We start from the raw sequence: 18,502 nt of genomic DNA, 5'->3' as shown, positions 1-18,502 counted from the left end.
GCCCGGAACCGAGACAACAAAGAATATATGACGCTCTTGGCCTGCCACATCATCCTGGCAGGATTATCAAGAGGACGATTCCGGCAAAATAAAAATTTGTAGTGCCATAGGAATAGTCAAAAAATAAGCAACTTGTTGTTTTTGCATAACTTTGACTTTTTATGTCACGAACTTGGGTTAGGGGTATAGAAGCCGCCCCCCTTTATTCCCCCTACCAAAAAGCAGAACCCCATGCAGACCTAAATGCAGGATAACCACCCGAAAGTGTTTAAGATGCACACCCTGCATACCTTTTCGTAAACTTCCTCTCACTCAACAGACTATATCCCCACCCCAAACAGCACCGCAACAGTTTTCATCCTCACTAATCCACTACACATCCCCTCAAAATCCTGCTAAGATACCACCTGATAAATGAAAACTATGAAAGCAGGTCAACACCATGACAAATCAGCCCCTCTCAAAGCTCCAGAAGCATATTTTAACGCTCGCTGAACAGAAAGAGTATGTTCCACTATACAGACGTGCTGCAAAGCTGGTACGGCTTTATTCCGAATCGAATGACGATCAGAGCGAACCAGTCCGCTTTCACGAATCATGATCATGTCCGCAGAAAGATCAGGGCGGCGCGGGTGGGTATCTGTAAATCCTTCAACCGGCTGGCAGCGCGGGGCCTGGTTCGCCGGGTGCATGAGCCGCACCACTGGAGTACAGTAACCCTGAACAAGGCAGAGCGAATTATTCACACTGTAAGAGGGGGACGGAGCATGGGTAATTACTTGGCCCCTAAAGGGGGGGGGCAGCATCATGACATGATGGAAGCGGTTGACCGGATCAATGATAAATGGGGCCGGGATACTCTGTGCTATGGGTGTACAGGTCTGCGCAGGGAATGGCGTTCCAAACGGTTGATGAAATCACCGGCATATACAACGGAATGGAAAGAGCTGCCTGTTGTCAGGGCTTAAATGGGGCGAATAACTCTTTACATCCCTGCATGAACAGCTTAACATATGCATAGAGAAAGGTTCCTTCCTGATGATAAGAAACCAAGGGTTTCTTCTGCAAGGATAGTCGGGGGGGTCAGATCGGGCAGCTTTCCAGGAGGCTGCCCGTTTTTATATCTCCAGTTCGCTCTTTATCCCGTCCCGCAACGCATCATAAAAAACACTGTCCCCTGATTCCCATTTTCTGAAAATCGCCCAGTTGCAATAATCCGCAAGCTGTAGCCCCATATTTGAAAGAGGTTTCCGGGATTGTGCCGGGGATTAGCAGTGTGGGGGCTGGAGCGCAAGGCAAGAAAAAAGGGGTTAACTCAATAATGAGCTAACCCCTTGAAGTTCCTTGGTGCGCCTGGCAGGATTCGAACCTGCTACCCTCGGATTCGTAGTCCGATACTCTATCCAGATGAGCTACAGGCGCAATTGCATACACTCTTTATCATTTTGAGAGGTATTATGCAAGCTGTTTTTCTTCAGATAGGTTGATTTTTTTTGCTGCTTCAAGGGGGAACCTTCTGATGTTGGCTAATGGACTGATTCCCCTTATTGTGATGTATCGGTATAGGCGATTTGAGGATGACAGGCAACCAGATACAGTGGATGATAGGTGAGGCGTACAGCCTGATCAATTTGAAATCGTTTGCTGTATTCCTGGCAAAAACTGTGGAGTTCTTTGCGGGTCCAGGGAGTACTCTTGATGGAATTGACTCCTGTCTGGCGGAGATGATTGAGGATATCACGGGGCTTGGGGAAAAGAAAAACCTCTTTTTCCTGGTGGCTTTCTTTGAGAATGCTCTGTTGCTCCAGAAGAGATGCTATTTCAGGCAGGGAAAAATAATCAAGTCCTACTCCTGTAAGTTCTCTGATTTCCGGTAAATTTCCGGGGCCATAGAGGGAAAAGGCCAGGATACCTTCCGGGGCAAGGGCGGCAAGAAGCCTGGTCAGAGTCTGTTCTAAATCATTAAGCCAGTGAAAGGTGGAAGACGAAATGATCAGATCAAAAGTCCCTGGCAAAGGAAGTTTTTCTATATCCCCTGGCAGGAAGTGGATCTCGTCACAGGAGGTGGTAAGGCTCTGTGGAAGGCGTTGGGCAAAATCCGGCATCAGATCATTAAGAACCAGGCTTTGGACTTTGATTCTGCTCTTGTTGAGCAACCGGTTTGTCAGCAGGCCGGTACAGCAGCCGATTTCCAGGACCCTCAAGGGGTGTTGTGGGGTATGTTTGGTTGTCAGGGTCAGGAGTCGGTCAGCCACCCGATGCTGAATAGTGGCCTGGCGGTCATAACTGGCTGCGGCTCGCCGAAATTGTTGGCAGACACGCTGCTTATTGATTTTTTGCATAATAAAAGGTGCGCCTGATACCAGCTTAGGTTAAGGCTTCAACCATTGCTGCCCAGTTGGACCAATGATAAAAAGGAAAATGAGGCAAAGAGAGGGTGCGGCATTGTTTGCGCCCCCAGGCCCGAATCTGATTGCGGGCCGGAAAAATTCGATCCCGACCAGTGATGATCTTGCTGGTGTAGATGTCAGGCGGTCCAGGTTGTATTGCAGAAGCCGTGGCAAGAGCAAGGAGTTCTTGTTGAAGTTCTGCAACTGAACGCTTTCCTTTTTGAAAAGCAGTTAAAAAACGTTTGGCTTCTTCTTTGTCAGAAAACATAGAGTGCTGAAATGCTGCTATGTGGGCTGGAGAAAGTTGTTCTGCCATGTCAGTAAAATGTTGTTCAGGAAGGCCCAGTTTGTCATGGATAGGCTGGCAGGTTCCGCCAAGCGCAATGGCTGAAGCAAGGTGGAGCGAAGGAATTTTTTTTCTGCCCAGCAGGGAGGCTGCTGCCCAAACTCCCATTGACCAGGCCAGGAGATAAAATTTTTGGTATGGTGGGTTGTGCTCCTGAAGGCGTGTAAGCAGACTGGCAATTTTGCCGGGTTCCATCTTGCGATAATCATAAACCATCAGAACATCAACTGGCCCGGCAGCAAGGGCATAAAAAGGTTCCGGGCACATGCCCCAGCCTGCGAAAAAGAGAAGACAGTCTGGGTTCCCCTGTTGTTGGAGCCAGCAATATTTCATGGGGCAGGGGAGGGGGCGAGTTTTAGACGGGCAAGTTCTTTTGCGATTTGTTGGGGCAAAGCTGCCAGCTGATCGGTGTTCATGTTTGCGGTCAAGGAGAGGCGAAGGCGTGCTGTACCACGGGGAACGGTTGGGGTGCGTACAGCCTGTATCCAGACTCCTTGCTGGCGCAGTTGTTCGGCAAGGACAAGAGTTTGTTTTTCGTCACCAATTATCACCGGAATGATATTGCTTTCTCCACCGGTTTGCAGGCCATTTGCCTGGAACCCATGTCGCAGCTGTTGGCCCAGCTGGCCCAGTTTTTTCCGTTCCTTGCTCATTGTTTGGATCTGGGGGAGGATGAAGTTGAGCCAGTGGATATTTACCGGGGGCAGGGCAGTGGTGAAGATGAGCGAGCGGGCAGTGGTGACCAGGTATTTATATATGGTTTCCCCGCAGACCACAAAGGCCCCTTGGCCTCCCCATGCCTTGCCAAAGGTTCCGACCAAAAGATCAATCTGGTCAATAACCTGTTGCTCTTCTGCTAAGCCTGATCCACACCGGCCACGAACCCCGACAGCGTGGGCTTCATCCACGTAGAGGGTTGCACCGTATTGTTCTTTCAGGCGAACCAGAGTGGAGAGGTCGGCGCAATCACCATCCATCGAAAAAATAGATTCTGTGACGATGAATACGGCCTGTTGTTTACAAGGTTTTGCGGTGGAGTTGTGTTTTTTTAGGAGCTGCTCCAGGCGATCATAATCAAGATGGGGAAAGCGGATCATTCTGGCCTCAGAAAGGCGCATTCCATCAATGAGGCTGGCATGACAGAGCTTATCTGCAAGGATTAGATCGCCTTTGCGGGCAAGGGCGGGCAGGAGACCTATGTTAATATGGTAGCCTGAATTGAAAATTAAGGCCTTGTCCTTGTGGTAGTACCGGGTCAGTCTCTCTTCGAGCCGGGCGTATTGATCGTGATTCCCGGTCATAAGTCGAGAAGCGCCACTGCCCAGCCCGTACAGGCTAAGGTTGTTGCTGAGATCTTCTTGCTCAAGATGCGCATAAAATCTTTGCAGCAAAGAAAGATTACTTGCCAGGCCGAGATAGTCATTACCAGCCAGGTTCAGATAGGTACTGTTTTGATGTTGGAGGCAGGCCGAACCCTGAGGGAAGAATGTCAGGAGCTGCCGTTGTACACCCTGTTGAGATAATTCCTGTAATTGTTCTGCTAAGCGGCTGGTCAATGGACCTTCAGTTGGCTTCACAGTCATCCTGCAAATTGTTTGTACATAGATTTTATTGCTCTTCCCGATGATCATTTTCAGACCCCTTTTTTTCTGTGAGCAAAGAAAAAGGAGTATCTTGTTAAGGGCACTATAATATGATATTCAGAAAGAATAGTCAATATATGCAGAATATGCTGTATTTTTGGAGAAAGATACGATATTATAGTGGGGTTTATGATGGTGGCGAGAAGCTTGGCCCTTGCTGCTCTGTTGCGGGCCTTGAGCAGATAGAGATGAAGAAAGCAGGAATTGTCGTACTATGCAGAGTTTATGGAAAGAACAAGAGGCTGAAGCCTGTGAGAATGAGCTTGCCCTACGGGTATACTCGTCCCGTTTATTAGGGCGTGATCCTTCACTGGTCCTGCATGGTGGCGGCAATACCTCTGTAAAAATAACAGAGAAAAATGTTGTCAGAGAAGAGGAAGAAATCCTTTATATAAAAGGCAGTGGTTGGGATCTGGAAACTATTGAAGCCGAGGGGTTTGCTCCGGTGCGTTTGCACCCTATGATTCAGTTGGCAGCCTTAGATAGCCTGACAGATCCGCAGATGGTGAATGAACTCAAGACCCAGCTGACTCGTGCTGATGCTCCAGGTCCTTCTGTGGAAACGATCCTTCATGCTGCTTTGCCCTTTCGTTATGTTGATCATACCCATGCTGATGCAGTTGTAACCATTACTAATACGGCTGATGGTCCTGAGCGTATTGCAGAGATATATGGTGATCAGGTTGTGGTGATTCCCTATGTGATGCCGGGCTTTGATTTGGCCCGTGATGTTGCACGTCTCTTTGCTGAGCAGGCTGGACCCCAGACCATTGGTATGATTTTAATGAACCATGGGGTTTTTTCTTTTGCTGATTCGGCCCAGGAATCTTATGAACGGATGATTCAACTGGTTGATATGGCTGAGCAGTATCTGAAGGCCCATAATGCCTGGGAGCCGGGCACTGTAGCAGGAAAGGATGATATGCAGGTCAACCGTGTTGAGATTGCTGAATTACGCCAAGTGATTTCTGGAAAGGCGGGTAGGCCGATGATTCTCCATGTAACCAACAGTACACGGGGCTGGAGTTTTGCCCGGCGTGAAGATGTGGGGGATATCTCCCAGCAGGGACCGGTGACCCCGGATCATGTAATCCGCACCAAAGCAATTCCCATGCTTGGTCGGGATGTAGAAGAATATGCTCGGCAGTATGGTCAATATTTTCGTACTCATGAGCCTGCTGCCAAAGAACGCAAGATTATGCTGGACCCCGCACCCAGAGTTATCCTGGATCAGGAACTTGGGCTTTGTTGTATCGGTAAATCAGCAAAGGACGCTGCTATTGTCCATGATATCTACGAGCATACAATGGAGTGCATTCTCCGGGCAGAAAAACTGGGTGGCTGGCAGGCCCTGCCCCAAGCAGATCTTTTTGCTATGGAGTACTGGGACCTGGAACAGGCCAAATTAGCCAAGGGAAACAATCCTCCACTCTTTACCGGCGAAGTGGTCTTGATAACCGGAGCAGCTTCAGGAATCGGGAAGGCCTGTGTTGACTCTTTTTTACAAAGAGGGGCCGCAGTTGTTGGTTTGGATATTGATGAACAGGTATGCACGGTTTCTTCAGAATCTGGATTTCTTGGTATTCAATGCGACCTGACCGATGAGGGGCAGGTGCAACAGGCTTTGGACCAAGCTGTTTCCCGTTTTGGGGGACTGGATATGTTGGTGCTTAATGCAGGTATGTTTCCTGCCAGTGCAACAGTTGCTGCGTTGTCCCTGGAAACATGGCAGCAGGTAATGGCTGTGAATCTTGATGCTAACCTTGTTATGCTTCGGGAGTGCTATCCCTTGCTGAAGCATGCTCCAGAAAAAGGACGGGTTGTGATTATTGGTTCAAAAAATGTTCCAGCCCCTGGACCGGGAGCAGGAGCCTATTCTGCTTCCAAAGCAGCTTTGACCCAGTTGATGCGTGTTGCTGCTTTAGAATGGGGAGGGGATGGTATTCGGATTAATACATTACATCCTAATGCGGTTTTTGATACAGGAATTTGGACCGATGAGGTGCTGAAGGCCAGAGCAGAGCATTATGGAATGTCGGTACAGTCCTACAAAAATAATAATCTCTTGCGTGTTGAGGTGCTGAGTCATCATGTGGCTGAGTTGGCATCGGCAATGTGTGGCCCTTTGTTTTCCTGTACAACTGCGGCTCAATTGCCTGTTGATGGGGGGAACGAACGAGTGGTCTGAAAGCATTCCTCCGGGCCTGTGGTCGGGATCAAGTCTTGAAATAACTATGATGTGCATGTTATATTGCTGAGAAGGTAGTTTAAAAAATTTAACAATTCAATATTTTGTATTTTTACTCATACTGTTAAATAGCAAGAATTATTTTTATTAAGATATAGGGCTAATGCTATTGGACTCCGTGATGATATTTTTTGCTGGACAACAGGAAAAAATATGGCATTATACTGATAAGAAGATTTTTATCCTGTAATAGGAGAATATAGAAAACTGAACAGCAGGACTGTTTTTTACCCTTGTACAGTTTTTTGTATTGCTTTTTTTTTGTGTGAATGGTAATTCTCAGTCATAGGAAAGTTTCAGTAGCTGTATACAGTCGGCACCAGAAGAGGCCGCGCTTCTGTTTAGATGTTACTGAGGTTTATCGTGTTGGTTAAAGAATAATTTTTTTTATCTTGATTACTTTTTTTGTGTATTTGTATGACAGTGGATACGCAGAGGGGTAGAGGAGACGTGCGATGAAACAGATGAAGAATGGCGTGGCCATCGGGGCTGTCGCTCTTTTTGCCTTAACAGGTTGTGTAACGGATCTTGCGTATGTACCGCAAAACACAGGGGAGCAACCCTGTGTTAATGAGCCTTGTGACGATGGGGCAGGAAAAGTCTCACCCAAATCGCAGGTTGCCCCAAAGGGTATGGGGTCGGTAGGAGTACCGACATCACCTGGCCCGACGATTAATCAGAAAGCCCCTGATCAGTATTTCGATCAAAATCCTGGTCAATATCCTAATGATGGCCTGCCTGCAAATGTCCAGCCTGGCGAATGTTACTCACGTTGTCTTGCTCCTGCTGTTTATGAGGATGTAGAGGAGGAGATTGAAATCGCTCCGGCCATGGAGCGGACTGAGATTATTCCTGCTGAGTATGAATGGGTAGAAGAGCAGGTTGTTGCTAAAGAGGCTAGCGAAGAAATCAAGGTTATTCCTGCCAAGTATGAGTGGGTTGACGAGCAGGTTGTTGTTAAGGAAGCGTCTGAAGAGGTCAAGGTTATTCCTGCACGCTATGAGTGGCAGGAAGTCGAAGAAGTAGTAAAAGAAGAGACTGAAGAGCTGAAGGCTATTCCGGCTGTTTATGCGTGGCGTGAAGGCCAGGTTATGGTGTCTCCTGAGATTACTACTGTGACCATTACTGATCCTGGTTATGATGAAGTAAAAGAACAGGTTCTGGTGAAAGCTCCTTCTGCCAAGTGGATCAAAAAGGCCACTCATTGTACTCCAGAAGATATTAAGCAGGGACTGACTGATTGTGATACTTTGTGTTATGTATCGGTTCCGGCTATGTATAAAACTGTTGTCAAAAAAGTTCCAGGTGATTGTGCGGGCGGTGGTCCAGAGTGTCGTGAGGAAGTTGTCATTCCGGCAGAGTACAAGCCTGTGAGAACAAAGGTTGTTGTTGAGCCTGCCCGAACCGAAACTATTACTGTACCTGCGGAATACCGCACTGTCCGAAAACAGGTTTTGGTTGAGCCTGCACGGACAGAAACAATTACGATCCCGGCTGAATACAGAACAGTACGCAAAAAGGTTATGGTTGAGCCTGCTCGGACAGAGGTTGTTCAGATTCCTGCTGAGTACAAAACTGTCAGGGTGAAAAAGCTTGTCAAAGAGGCTGAGGAAAAAGTTGTTCAGGTTCCTGCTGAGTACAAGACTATTGTCAAGCAAGTTAAAGTCAGCGATAGTAAGGTTGTATGGCGACCAGCTCTTTGCGAAGACGAAGCTGTTGACTCAAAAATCAGGGCCTTGCAAAGTGCTTTGAGCCAGAATGGTTTTTACACTGGGCCAATCAACGGCGTACTGACTCAAGAAACCAATGAAGCCATCAGGGCCTATCAGGTAGAAAGTGGCCTGCCGCAGGGTGGTGGGATGACTCTGGAAACTCTTGAGTCTTTGGGGATTTACTAACGTTTGGCCCAATCCGTAAGGCAGTGAAGAAAATAAAGAGGCACGCTAGAGTAAGTGTCTCTTTATCTTCATAGAACAATACGGTTTTTTTTATATATAGTGGTTGCCTCTCTGGATAAGGGATGGGCGTTATTACTTACTCCCCAAGAATACATATCTAACAAGGGAAAAAGAAAAATGAAGAAAAACTTTGTAATGGCTGCGGCCTTCCTGTTTACTGCATCTACACCGGCAATTGCCCAGTATGGTCAGGTCGATCCTTCCCAATATATTAATGAAGGCTTTCCGACCAATGTACAGCCTGGTGAGTGTTATTCCCGCTGTCTTGCTCCAGCTGTCTATGAAGATGTAGAGGAACAGATACAGATAGCTCCTGCTATGGAGCGGACAGAGATCATTCCGGCTGAGTACGAATGGGTTGACGAGCAGGTTGTTACCCAGGAAGCCTCTGAAGAAATAGAGACCATTCCGGCTCAGTTTGAATGGCGGGAAGAAGACGTTGTTGTTAAAGACGGTTCCGAAGAAATTAAGGTTATTCCAGCTCAGTACGAGTGGGTTGATGAACAGGTTGTGGTCAAAGAGGCCACAGAAAAGTTGGAATCTATCCCAGCTCAGTATGAATGGGTTGATGAGCAGGTGATGGTTTCTCCTGAAGTTGTCAACATCACCATTACTGATCCTGGTTATGAAGAAGTAAAAGAGCAGGTACTGGTCAAGGCTCCCTCTGAAAAATGGATCAAAAAAGCCACCCATTGTACTCCAGAAGATATTAAAATGGGCCTGACAGATTGTGATACTCTGTGCTACGTAGCTGTTCCGGCTATGTATAAAACCGTTGTTAAAAAAGTACCCAAAGATTGTTATGGTCAGATGGGCGGATGTCGTCAGGAAGTTGTGATTCCGGCCGAATACAAGACAGTACGCAAAAAGGTTGTTGTTGCACCTGCACGAACCGAGCGAGTAAGCGTACCGGCAGAATACAAAACAGTACGTAAGCAGGTTATGGTTGCTCCGGCAAGAACTGAGGTCGTGCAGATCCCACCTGTAACCCGGAAAGTCAGGAAGAAAGTTATGGTTGCTCCTTCCCAAACGCGTTCCATCCCTGTACCTCCTGAGTACAAGACTGTTAAGGTTAAGAAGCTCGTAAAACCAGCTGAAGAACGTACTGTTACTGTTCCTGCTGAGTACAAGACCATTGTTAAGCAAGTTAAAGTCAGCGACTCTAAGGTTGTTTGGAAGCCTGCACTGTGTAAGGATGAATTGGTTGACTCCACTATCCGTCAGGTACAGTCCGCTTTAAGCCAGCTCGGTTTTTACACTGGCCTGATTGATGGACAGCTGAATCTAGCAACTAAGGACGCTATCAGAGCTTTTCAGGTTGAAAATGGCCTTGCTCAGGGTGGTGGATTGACAGAAGAGACTGTTGAAGCCTTAGGGATTTACTAGAATGGAGTAGTTTAATTCTGTATCAAATCCTGCGAAGTCTGAAAAGCCAAGGGCAATTTGTCCTTGGCTTTTTTTTATGCAGGGAAGACTGCTCTACCATTCAGCCTCTCAAAGCGTCATGAAAATCATGATCTCATCCTTGGGGACAAGGAAGGGTAATCGTAAAAATCACTCCTGTTCTTCCGTCATCCAGGTTTTGTACACTTACTTGGCCGTCATGATGATCCAGCACTGTCCGGACAATATATAAACCTAGGCCCAGATGAGGCGATGTATCCTTAACAGCTCGATTAGAAATCATTGAGTGAAAGATTTGTTGCTGCTTATCCGGATCAATGCTTGGTCCTTGATTGATAACAAGCAGGGAAATATTGTCCTCGTCGTTTTTCAGTATCAATTCTATGGGCGTTTCCGGAGTATGAAAAGAAACTGCATTTTCAACAAGCTTATCAAGAGCCTGACGTAACCGTACCGGGTCGCCATTGACCAGGACTTCGTGTGCAGGCTGCTGGTAACGTATCTCGACCTCGTTAAAGGCAGGTTGCCAACCGTGTTCAAGCCATACTGAGACGGCCCTGCCAAGATCGAAAAGCTCCATACCGTCCAGGAGCAGAGCATTTTTCAAGGTTGTTGCTTCCCGAATTGAGGTGAGCATCTCTTCCATTCGTTGGACATCGCGCTCGACCCATTGAATATATTCCATAATACGATCTGATGGCTTTGCCTCACGTTGTTCCTGGCGAAGATTTGTAATTGAGGCCGCAATACCTGCCAACGGCGTTCGCATTTCATGTTCAAGATTATCTGCCATTTGCTCACGATGCTCGATCTGTTGCTGAAGCTGGCTGAGCATGGAATCTAAGGTTCGGCCTAAATCCGCAATCTCATCACTGGATAAATCTTTGTGAATGGTATTAAGGATGCGTCCGTCTGAGGTGATTGCTGAGGCTGCCTGATTACGTAAGCGGCGAATGCGTGCAGAAATACGAAAAGCGAAAAAGAGTAGAATACAGCCGCCAAAAAGAAAGGCCACCACAGAGAGAGAAATAGTTTCTTCTATAAGGCGATTACTGAGGGAGAGGATAGAGTTGGTGGTCTGTTCCACAACCACCGCTCCAATCACCAGTTCCTGTTCGTATAAAGGTGTTATTGCTGCCATGACTTCCACCTGGCCCTCTTCCATAAGGTAGCTGGTCACGGAATGTCTGCCGGCAAGCCCTTCTTGAATACCCTGAAGGTCAAGCTCAGTGGGCTGAGACGCCTGATCCTGAAATTCCGTTAAAAAAGGATTAATGAAAAAGCGATAAAGAGGGCGCATCAGCTGGTTTATGCGATGTGATATTGTGTCCTTTTGATCTCTGGGGATCTCTGTCGTGCGTAAACTACCGACCTGGGCTCTGATCCTCTGATTGCGATCCACAATGCGAATACGGGCATAGGGACGATCAAGTGATTTTAATATTTCTTCAATAGGGGTTGAAGTGGACAGGAGAAGCCCCGGAGCCTTGTCTTTCTTAAGATTCGAAGTGCCAATAAGTGCTTTTATATTGCGTGAAGTGCTGTCATCAACATCTGCTATGGTAAAAGCAAGTTTATTACCAAGTAATTCAAGTGGGATGCGTATTTCCAGGATATAGCCGTTCTTTTTTTGTCTCCAGACCCCTTGGATTCGTTGTTCGCTGACAGGGAATTTGATAGGGACATCAGGCATGAGAAATCCATTGACCCAGCCTTCTTCATGGGCAGTTATCAGGTATGTCTGCTGGCCTTCATTATCTTCTATGACTATCTGTAAATGATCAGATCGATCTAGGCGCAGTGACTTTTTGCTCCGATAAATGACATGGTCATCCTGAACGTCGAAAATAGCGTATAAATATTTATCCTGCTTGCCTGCAAGGTGACGAAAATTAAGAGACTTAAGAACATAATTTCCTTCAGAACTGATAAGATGATCACCAGCGAATTCTTCTGCTTCAGCAAGTTCCGGGCGCCAATCATCAAGCTTGCCGTCCAGTTGTATGGTGTTGCTGAGTTGGAAAAGATACAGATCCCGATCCTGGTTCAAGCCATGAAATTGTTCCCGGTCAAAAAGATCATTTCGATCAGTTAAGGCAGCAGAAACCGCCTGGGCTGTCAGAGTGAGTGTCTCCTGTTGGCTCGTGATCAGGCTGTTTTTTAGAGTATTATTCAGGCGCATTCCCAGTAAGGGGAACAGGAGCAGCAGCAGTGAGAGAAGAGCGAGCTTGAGTCGGAGAGAAAAACGCACTACAGATTAAGGTTTAAGAGCTGATGCTTTGTTGGAGGACATCATGGTTGCCAGCGGTATCCCATCCCATATTCTGAACGAATTGCTTTGAAATGCGGATCCACATCATGAAATTTATCCCGGATTCTTCTGATGTGGGCTGCAATGGCATTATTGGTCACAATAACACTTGCTGCTTCCATGAGTTGCTCGTGATTTTTCACATGGCCAGGTCGTCTGGCGAGACAGGTAAGTATCCAGAATTCCGTAAGTGTCAAGCTGATAGGATGCCTTTTCCAAAACACTTCTTTCCGATCTTCGTCAATTTGCAGATCCTTGTGCTGGATAATTTTGTTTTCCGTTGTATTGCTACGCAGAGCTTCCACTGTACGAAACATGGCTGCTATCCGGGCTGGCAGAAAATCCAGGGTTGTTGTGTCCTTGGTCAGATAATCCCAGGCGCCCAGGCGCAGACCAGAGACCCGATCCAGGTCGGAATTGCGTGCGGTCAAAAAAATTATGGGGATAACAGGAGAAAGTGAGCGGAGGTGTTGACAAAGATCAAAGCCACCAGCCATGTCTTCTCCCAGCATGACATCTAAGATAGCAAGGTCAGGCAGAGAGCGGGCAAAGGCAGACATGGCTTCGGGCTTGCTGCTGTAGGTACTTACCCCATAGCCCTCACGCTGGAGAGCCTGGGCGTAATTGGCCTGGAGTCTGGAATCATCTTCAACAAGGGCGATTCGGTAGGTCATGGTAATATCCGAAGCCTGTTTTCGGTGGTAGATTTATTTGAGAGCATATTTGCACAGTTGATTCCCATTCAGCGTAAATAACAAAACAAGCTGTTATGGGAATCAAATGTGCATATCATAAAAAAAATCATTGGCTCTGTAAAGAGATTCCTGATCTTGTCTGAAAATCGTCTTAATAGGGCTTTTCTCCCATCATGTTGCCCCGTGGGTGATATTGGCACACCCAGAGTTGCGATTTATCGCTACAGAACGCCATGCCGCAACCGACTTCTCTTGTGTTCTTCCAGACCACCTGGGTGTAGTGCCCACAGACACTGTGGCAAACATTGTCCTCATAAATCCGTCATAAAGAGTCATTTTTTTTGCAACACACGTCATCATCCCCTTGAAAGAAGGTCATGATCATACTTCATAGTAGGGACAGTAAGTAATGTCAGTAATTGATAAGACCATTTTTAATCAACAAGGAGGATGTACCCATGACAGCAGCAAAGACAAAAAAAGCTGTACAGAATTTTTTCATGGACCCGGGTTATTTGATGTTAACGTTTTATATCCTTGGGGTAGCCATACTTCTTATCTTTGGTTGGCTTGGAAATACCAATGCTGCTGGTACTGTTCAACAGGAAGAAAGGAGTGTAACCCCTGATCAGGTTCAGCAGGGTGAACTTCTCCTCCCAGGAGCAGAGCCAGGGAAATACCGGCCTGCTCCCATGCTGTCTATGGATGTGGATATTCAGGTCAGCGGCATCGTTGCCCGAGCCACAGTTAAACAGCATTTTACCAATGATTCTGAGCAATGGGTTGAGGCTCTGTATGTATTTCCCCTTCCTGACGAGAGTGCTGTGGATCATTTGGAAATGCGGATTAATGATCGTGTTATCATCGGAAAAATTCAGAAAAAGGAGAGAGCACGGCAAACCTATGAAGCTGCAAAGAAGGAAGGCAAGAAGGCATCATTACTCTCGCAGTCACGGCCTAATATTTTCACTACTGCGGTTGCCAATATTGGTCCTGGAGAAACGGTTATCATTCAGATTGAATACCAGCAGGTGGTACAGCGGCAGGACAGGGTATATTCACTACGTTTTCCTCTGGTTGTTGGGCCTCGATATTCACCTGGGCCACCTGCACTAGAAGCTCTCTCTGTTGTGGGGCCGGGTGATGAACAGGTTAATCCGGTTACCCTTCATGTGAACCTTGCAGCTGGTATGGAACTTTCCCGAATCGACAGTCTCTATCATGGTATTTCCCAACAAAAAAATAAGGATAACAGTCTGGATATTCGTTTTACTGGTGAGGTGAAGGCAGATCGTGATTTTGTGCTGGAATGGGAGCCGAAAAAAAGCCAGGTTCCCACTGTTGCCCTGTTCAGTGAACAGCAAGGCGATGAACACGCTCTTCTGCTCATGGTTATGCCACCAGAGCAGCAAAAGCAGGATCCCTTAGCGCGTGAGATTGTTTTTATCCTTGATACCTCTGGTTCAATGGGCGGAGAGTCCATAAGGCAGGCTAAAAAGGCCCTGCTCATGGCCGTGGAACGGATGCGTCCCCAGGATCGATTCAATCTGATTGCGTTTAACAGCAATGCAACAGCATTATTCCGCCAAAGTAAGTCTGGCACCCAGGGAAACGTAGAGCAGGCTGTGAAATTTATTGACCACCTGGAAGCCAGTGGTGGCACAGAGATCAGCAAGGCCCTGGAATTAGCCTTGGATGGAAAGCAGCGGCATGAGCGAATCCGTCAGGTTGTTTTTTTAACCGATGGATCGGTCAGTAATGAACAGGCATTGTTTACACTCATTAAGAGGAAACTGGGCGATTCCAGACTCTTTACCATTGGCATTGGTTCAGCTCCGAACAGCTATTTCATGACCAGGGCTGCAACCCTGGGCAGGGGCAATTACACCTTTATCGGCAAATTGGAAGAGGTACGGGAAAAAATGAGCACCTTATTTGCTCAGCTTGAACAACCTGCTCTTATTAATCTGAGGTTGACCGGAGCTTCTGGATTTGAGGTTCTTCCTGCCCCTATACCGGACCTTTATCAGGGGGAACCGCTGACAGTGATAATGAAGGGGCAGGGGAATCCAGAAAAGCTGTTTTTATCTGGTCAGCAGGCTGATGGAACGTTTTGGCAGACAGCCGTGGATACTGCCACATTTACAGATCGACCAGGAATTGCTGTGCTTTGGGCCCGAAAGAAGATTAAGATCCTGATGGATAGTCTCGCCTCTGGTGCTGATCCCCAGCAGGTAGAGCAGGGTGTTACAGAGTTGGCTTTAGTCAATCATCTTGTCAGCCGTTATACCAGTCTGGTGGCTGTGGAAGAAAAGATATCGCGTCAAGATTCTGAAAACACCTCTTTAGCTCAGCAGAAGGTACAAACAAACCTGCCAGCGGGTTGGATACATGATAAGGTCTTTGCAGGTGGTGCTGCGACTGCAACCCCGGCATCTTTGCTCGTGCTTGTTGGTGTCATTTTGCTGTCATTATCTGCACTGCTGCTTTGGATGCAACGGAGGGGATCATGAAAATACAATGGTCATGGAAGATTATCCTCTTTCCCCTTATTGTTGGACTACTCTGCCTGGGCAATGGGCTTTGGATACACGGCAAGGCCTTTGTTGCCCAGCTGCTTTTGCAACGGGCCTGGGAGCAAAGTCTGAGCCGGGGAGAGCCGGTTAAGCCTTGGCCTTGGGCTGATACCTGGCCGGTGGCACGGTTGTCAGTGGAAAAATATGACCAGAATCTCATTGTCCTTGCAGGTCAATCCGGGCAGGCCCTTGCCTTTGGGCCGGGTATGTTGGCAACAGGGAGTAAACCAGGACAGGCTGGAACTTGTGTACTGGCTGCCCATCGGGATACCCATTTTCGTTTTCTTCGTAAGGTACAACAGGGAGATATTTTTATGCTGGAGGACAGGCAGGGCCAACAGTGGCGTTACCGAGTGGGTGCAATGGCAATACGTCAGGCCTCAGAGTTACATCTTGTTCATCAGGAGACCTCGCATTTGCTGCTGGTTACCTGCTACCCTTTTCAGGCTCTGAGTGTTGATGCCAGTCAGCGTTATGTTGTTGTGGCGGATAGAATATAGCTCTTTGTTGAATGGGTATTATTATTAATAACATACTCTTTGGTACAAAAATTTTAGTCATAGTTTGTCATTATTGGTCTGTGGTAAGTCATTATTGGTCAGGGACTCCGTCATGGTCTTGGAGCATAATGGAAAGTGAAGAAGAGATAGTGAGTTTGTAATGAAAGGAGAATATAATGATGATGAAAGAAAAACAGAACAGTAATGAAGTACAATCAGCTATAGATCCTGGTTATCTGATGCTGGCTGTGTACGTACTTGGTGTCAGTTTTTTAGTTATGTTTGCTTGGCTTGGTGGGAGTACTGCAGCCTTGGAGAACGAGCAACAGGGCCGTGAGCAAATTGTGACTCATGAGTTGATGCAAGAGCAGCCATCTGCTCTTGCAGAGTATATTATAGCTGATAAGGGATAACGATCACAATATGAAACGAGAAATTGAAGCAGATCTGCAATATTGTCCAACCTGTATGGATGAATATCGAGCAGATATAACTACCTGCGCTGCCTGCCAGGTTTCTCTGCTCAGTGGCAAAGAACTCTTACAGGGCCAGCAGCAACGAAAACAGGGTGCCAGCAATATGGTGATCAGCCCGGATGATGAATTGGTGAGCATCAGAAGAGGACCTCTTGTCCAGATGAAGGATTTTCAGTTCATGCTCAAACGGGAAGGTATTCCGTCGTTGGCTGTGAGTGAGGACAGTAATTGTGGCCAGGGAAGTTGCGCGACAAATTTAGTGGTCCAGATCAGGCGGGAAGATCTTCAGGAGGTCATGGCGATTCTGGAGCAGGACCATGTCCGCTCTACAGGCCTTGAAGATCACGACCTGTCCATTGCCGGGGCTGTTATTGATACGACTGCGGAGCAGGCAAACTGCCCGGCCTGCGGCTATAGTTTTTCTACCACCGAAGCCACCTGTCCTGATTGTGGTCTTTGTTTTGCCTGATCAATATATGATGATCATTTCCATTGGTTGGCCTCTTGCCTCTTGCCTTTTAAAATCGAATTTCCTCGTTGTATTCCTCTTGTTACTTTCTGATAGATAGATAACTCCCTCCTGTTCCGCATTAAGCATTCTTCTTCCATCTTGCACCCCTTTCTGGGGTGTGCTATGTTCTTTGCTTTAAACACAATCTACGGCACAGGCTCAGCCGTATTCAGAAAAGGTCGGTTGGAGAAATTTGACGAAAGGGGTGAAATGAAATTCAGAGGGATTAATCATCTGGCCATGGTGACGGCTGATATGGAGAAAACCATCCGTTTTTGGCGGGATCTTATCGGGCTACGGTTGATTTACGGTTTTGGCGAAGGTGATTTTCGCCAGTATTTTTTTGAAATTGATGGACAGGATTGTTTAGCTTTTTTTGAGTGGGACGGTGCTGCGCCTGCGCAACGAAAACTACACGGACAGCCGCGTTCAGGTCCGTTTGTTTTTGACCATATTGCCTTTGGGATGGAGTCCAAGGAAGAAGTCTGGGCACTGAGAGATAGATTAGAGGCTGCTGGTTTTGCCTGTTCAGACATGATTGATCATGACTTTATCCATTCGGTCTATTCCTTTGATCCCAATGGAATACCCATTGAATTTTGCTATGAGGTTAAGGGACAGGAAATCCGCAGGGAATCGGTAATCAATGACTCCAATCCTCCGCCTGCGGCTTTGGAAGGTCCAGAACCACAACCTGGGATATGGCCGGAAGTGACAAGGCCCACCCCACCAGAGGAGCAAGAGGTAAAACCGGGGGATGGAAGTAATTTTATCAAGAAATATTAGTCAGATGATCAGTAAAAGGAGGGACGCAGGGTTATCAGAGAAAAAAAGCTTCTTTGTCACCTCCTCTTTGCAATAATGCTGTGCTTAATTGTTTGTTGCTGGCAAACAGTCATTTCTCCAACAGCAATCAGTCTGATTGCATGAATCTATGCCAGTCCGAAAGCATGGAGAGTTTCCTTCATTCAGCTGAATAGCGTGAATCAGGTCTGTTTTTTTCCTCTTGCGGGTTTGGATTCCCATCTTTACTGCTTTCTTTTTAACGAGCTTCTTTTTCATACATATTGTCCTTGTTGGTTTTGAAGTTTTTTGTGCGACTTTGATCCCTCTCAAGGGAGAGCAAATAGAAAGACACGGAAACTCGAATCATGAAATTGTTGATATTCTTTTATAACCATTTTGAATTAAAAAGTAAACAGGAAACTGAAGGTGCGTACACAATGAGCGGATTGAAAACTTGAGATCAATTTACACCTACCCTGTGAAGAGGGGATTGTGATGTGAGGGCAGACCGGAGTGTCTGCCCTTTTTTTTTATGTTCAAAGGATAGGAATTCCCATTTTTTATTCAATAAATCCATGATGATCGTGTAAAATATAGAAAAGAGTTGAAGAGTCGGAAACAGGAGGGAGATATGCGCAAGATTGATCAGAACATTTTT

15 protein-coding genes and 1 tRNA gene are annotated in these 18,502 nt (G+C 46.8%); 9 read left to right on the top strand and 7 right to left on the bottom strand.

Going from position 1 to position 18,502, the window contains the following annotated elements:
• The first annotated feature begins 506 nt into the window (after positions 1-506).
• Positions 507-968, top strand: coding sequence for a DUF4113 domain-containing protein (locus L2082_RS13160; protein WP_446009302.1), 462 nt, complete (start codon positions 507-509; stop codon positions 966-968).
• Between the two features lie 377 nt (positions 969-1,345).
• Here L2082_RS13160 and L2082_RS13155 read toward each other — a convergent pair.
• The 4 genes from L2082_RS13155 to L2082_RS13140 all read right to left on the bottom strand — a co-directional run bounded on the left by L2082_RS13155 (position 1,346) and on the right by L2082_RS13140 (position 4,313).
• Positions 1,346-1,422, bottom strand: a tRNA-Arg gene (locus tag L2082_RS13155).
• 122 nt (positions 1,423-1,544) lie between these two features.
• On the bottom strand, positions 1,545-2,342 hold the full coding sequence (gene bioC / locus L2082_RS13150; RefSeq protein WP_446009301.1) for a malonyl-ACP O-methyltransferase BioC: 798 nt from the start codon (positions 2,340-2,342) through the stop codon (positions 1,545-1,547).
• Between the two features lie 25 nt (positions 2,343-2,367).
• Positions 2,368-3,069: a pimeloyl-ACP methyl esterase BioG family protein gene (locus L2082_RS13145; RefSeq protein WP_446009300.1), complete on the bottom strand. Its 702-nt coding sequence runs from the start codon at positions 3,067-3,069 to the stop codon at positions 2,368-2,370.
• Positions 3,066-4,313 carry an aminotransferase class I/II-fold pyridoxal phosphate-dependent enzyme gene (locus L2082_RS13140; RefSeq protein ID WP_446009299.1) on the bottom strand — a complete coding sequence of 416 codons (1,248 nt, stop codon included), beginning with the start codon at positions 4,311-4,313 and terminating at the stop codon, positions 3,066-3,068. Before L2082_RS13140 ends, L2082_RS13145 begins: the two co-directional genes overlap by 4 nt.
• Before the next feature lie 280 nt (positions 4,314-4,593).
• Between L2082_RS13140 and L2082_RS13135 the strand changes: the two genes are divergently transcribed.
• The 3 genes from L2082_RS13135 to L2082_RS13125 all read left to right on the top strand — a co-directional run bounded on the left by L2082_RS13135 (position 4,594) and on the right by L2082_RS13125 (position 9,971).
• The gene (locus L2082_RS13135) at positions 4,594-6,567 is read left to right on the top strand and encodes a bifunctional aldolase/short-chain dehydrogenase (RefSeq protein WP_446009298.1); all 1,974 of its coding nucleotides are present in this window, start codon (positions 4,594-4,596) and stop codon (positions 6,565-6,567) included.
• A gap of 515 nt (positions 6,568-7,082) precedes the next feature.
• The gene (locus tag L2082_RS13130; protein ID WP_446009297.1) at positions 7,083-8,525 is read left to right on the top strand and encodes a peptidoglycan-binding domain-containing protein; all 1,443 of its coding nucleotides are present in this window, start codon (positions 7,083-7,085) and stop codon (positions 8,523-8,525) included.
• A gap of 177 nt (positions 8,526-8,702) precedes the next feature.
• Positions 8,703-9,971, top strand: coding sequence for a peptidoglycan-binding domain-containing protein (locus tag L2082_RS13125; RefSeq protein ID WP_446009296.1), 1,269 nt, complete (start codon positions 8,703-8,705; stop codon positions 9,969-9,971).
• Positions 9,972-10,104: 133 nt separating this feature from the next.
• Here the strand turns inward: L2082_RS13125 and L2082_RS13120 are convergent, their stop codons facing one another.
• The 3 genes from L2082_RS13120 to L2082_RS13110 all read right to left on the bottom strand — a co-directional run bounded on the left by L2082_RS13120 (position 10,105) and on the right by L2082_RS13110 (position 13,314).
• Positions 10,105-12,240 (bottom strand): ATP-binding protein, encoded by a 2,136-nt coding sequence (locus L2082_RS13120; protein WP_446009295.1) that lies wholly within the window; start codon positions 12,238-12,240, stop codon positions 10,105-10,107.
• Positions 12,241-12,281: 41 nt separating this feature from the next.
• Entirely contained in the window at positions 12,282-12,974 is a 693-nt protein-coding gene (locus L2082_RS13115) for a response regulator (protein ID WP_446011841.1), read from the bottom strand.
• A 172-nt stretch (positions 12,975-13,146) separates the two neighbouring features.
• Positions 13,147-13,314 (bottom strand): CAP domain-containing protein, encoded by a 168-nt coding sequence (locus L2082_RS13110; protein ID WP_446011323.1) that lies wholly within the window; start codon positions 13,312-13,314, stop codon positions 13,147-13,149.
• A gap of 139 nt (positions 13,315-13,453) precedes the next feature.
• Here L2082_RS13110 and L2082_RS13105 point away from each other — a divergent pair, with 139 nt between their 5' ends.
• The 5 genes from L2082_RS13105 (at position 13,454) to L2082_RS13085 (ending at position 17,844) form a co-directional block, all read left to right on the top strand.
• Positions 13,454-15,508, top strand: coding sequence for a marine proteobacterial sortase target protein (locus tag L2082_RS13105; protein WP_446011840.1), 2,055 nt, complete (start codon positions 13,454-13,456; stop codon positions 15,506-15,508).
• Positions 15,505-16,071 carry a class GN sortase gene (locus tag L2082_RS13100; protein WP_446011031.1) on the top strand — a complete coding sequence of 189 codons (567 nt, stop codon included), beginning with the start codon at positions 15,505-15,507 and terminating at the stop codon, positions 16,069-16,071. Before L2082_RS13105 ends, L2082_RS13100 begins: the two co-directional genes overlap by 4 nt.
• A 176-nt stretch (positions 16,072-16,247) precedes the next feature.
• Entirely contained in the window at positions 16,248-16,484 is a 237-nt protein-coding gene (locus tag L2082_RS13095; RefSeq protein ID WP_446011032.1) for a hypothetical protein, read from the top strand.
• 10 nt (positions 16,485-16,494) lie between these two features.
• Positions 16,495-17,016: a zinc ribbon-containing (seleno)protein DG gene (locus L2082_RS13090; RefSeq protein ID WP_446011033.1), complete on the top strand. Its 522-nt coding sequence runs from the start codon at positions 16,495-16,497 to the stop codon at positions 17,014-17,016.
• Between the two features lie 252 nt (positions 17,017-17,268).
• The gene (locus tag L2082_RS13085) at positions 17,269-17,844 is read left to right on the top strand and encodes a VOC family protein (protein ID WP_446011034.1); all 576 of its coding nucleotides are present in this window, start codon (positions 17,269-17,271) and stop codon (positions 17,842-17,844) included.
• Positions 17,845-18,502: the final 658 nt, after the last annotated feature.

The organism is Candidatus Electrothrix sp. (assembly GCF_052785085.1).
Note: the sequence above shows the minus strand (reverse complement) of the source record. Positions and strands in the feature narration are given on the sequence as shown.

Excerpts from the sequence above, each read along its gene's own strand:
- bioC (WP_446009301.1), bottom strand. The coding sequence starts at position 2,342 with ATGCAAAAAATCAATAAGCAGCGTGTCTGCCAACAATTTCGGCGAGCC.
- L2082_RS13090 (WP_446011033.1), top strand. The coding sequence starts at position 16,495 with ATGAAACGAGAAATTGAAGCAGATCTGCAATATTGTCCAACCTGTATG.
- L2082_RS13095 (WP_446011032.1), top strand. The coding sequence starts at position 16,248 with ATGATGATGAAAGAAAAACAGAACAGTAATGAAGTACAATCAGCTATA.
- L2082_RS13160 (WP_446009302.1), top strand. The coding sequence starts at position 507 with ATGTTCCACTATACAGACGTGCTGCAAAGCTGGTACGGCTTTATTCCG.
- L2082_RS13145 (WP_446009300.1), bottom strand. The coding sequence starts at position 3,069 with ATGAAATATTGCTGGCTCCAACAACAGGGGAACCCAGACTGTCTTCTC.
- L2082_RS13100 (WP_446011031.1), top strand. The coding sequence starts at position 15,505 with ATGAAAATACAATGGTCATGGAAGATTATCCTCTTTCCCCTTATTGTT.
- L2082_RS13105 (WP_446011840.1), top strand. The coding sequence starts at position 13,454 with ATGACAGCAGCAAAGACAAAAAAAGCTGTACAGAATTTTTTCATGGAC.
- L2082_RS13135 (WP_446009298.1), top strand. The coding sequence starts at position 4,594 with ATGCAGAGTTTATGGAAAGAACAAGAGGCTGAAGCCTGTGAGAATGAG.
- L2082_RS13130 (WP_446009297.1), top strand. The coding sequence starts at position 7,083 with ATGAAACAGATGAAGAATGGCGTGGCCATCGGGGCTGTCGCTCTTTTT.
- L2082_RS13125 (WP_446009296.1), top strand. The coding sequence starts at position 8,703 with ATGAAGAAAAACTTTGTAATGGCTGCGGCCTTCCTGTTTACTGCATCT.
- L2082_RS13085 (WP_446011034.1), top strand. The coding sequence starts at position 17,269 with ATGAAATTCAGAGGGATTAATCATCTGGCCATGGTGACGGCTGATATG.
- L2082_RS13115 (WP_446011841.1), bottom strand. The coding sequence starts at position 12,974 with ATGACCTACCGAATCGCCCTTGTTGAAGATGATTCCAGACTCCAGGCC.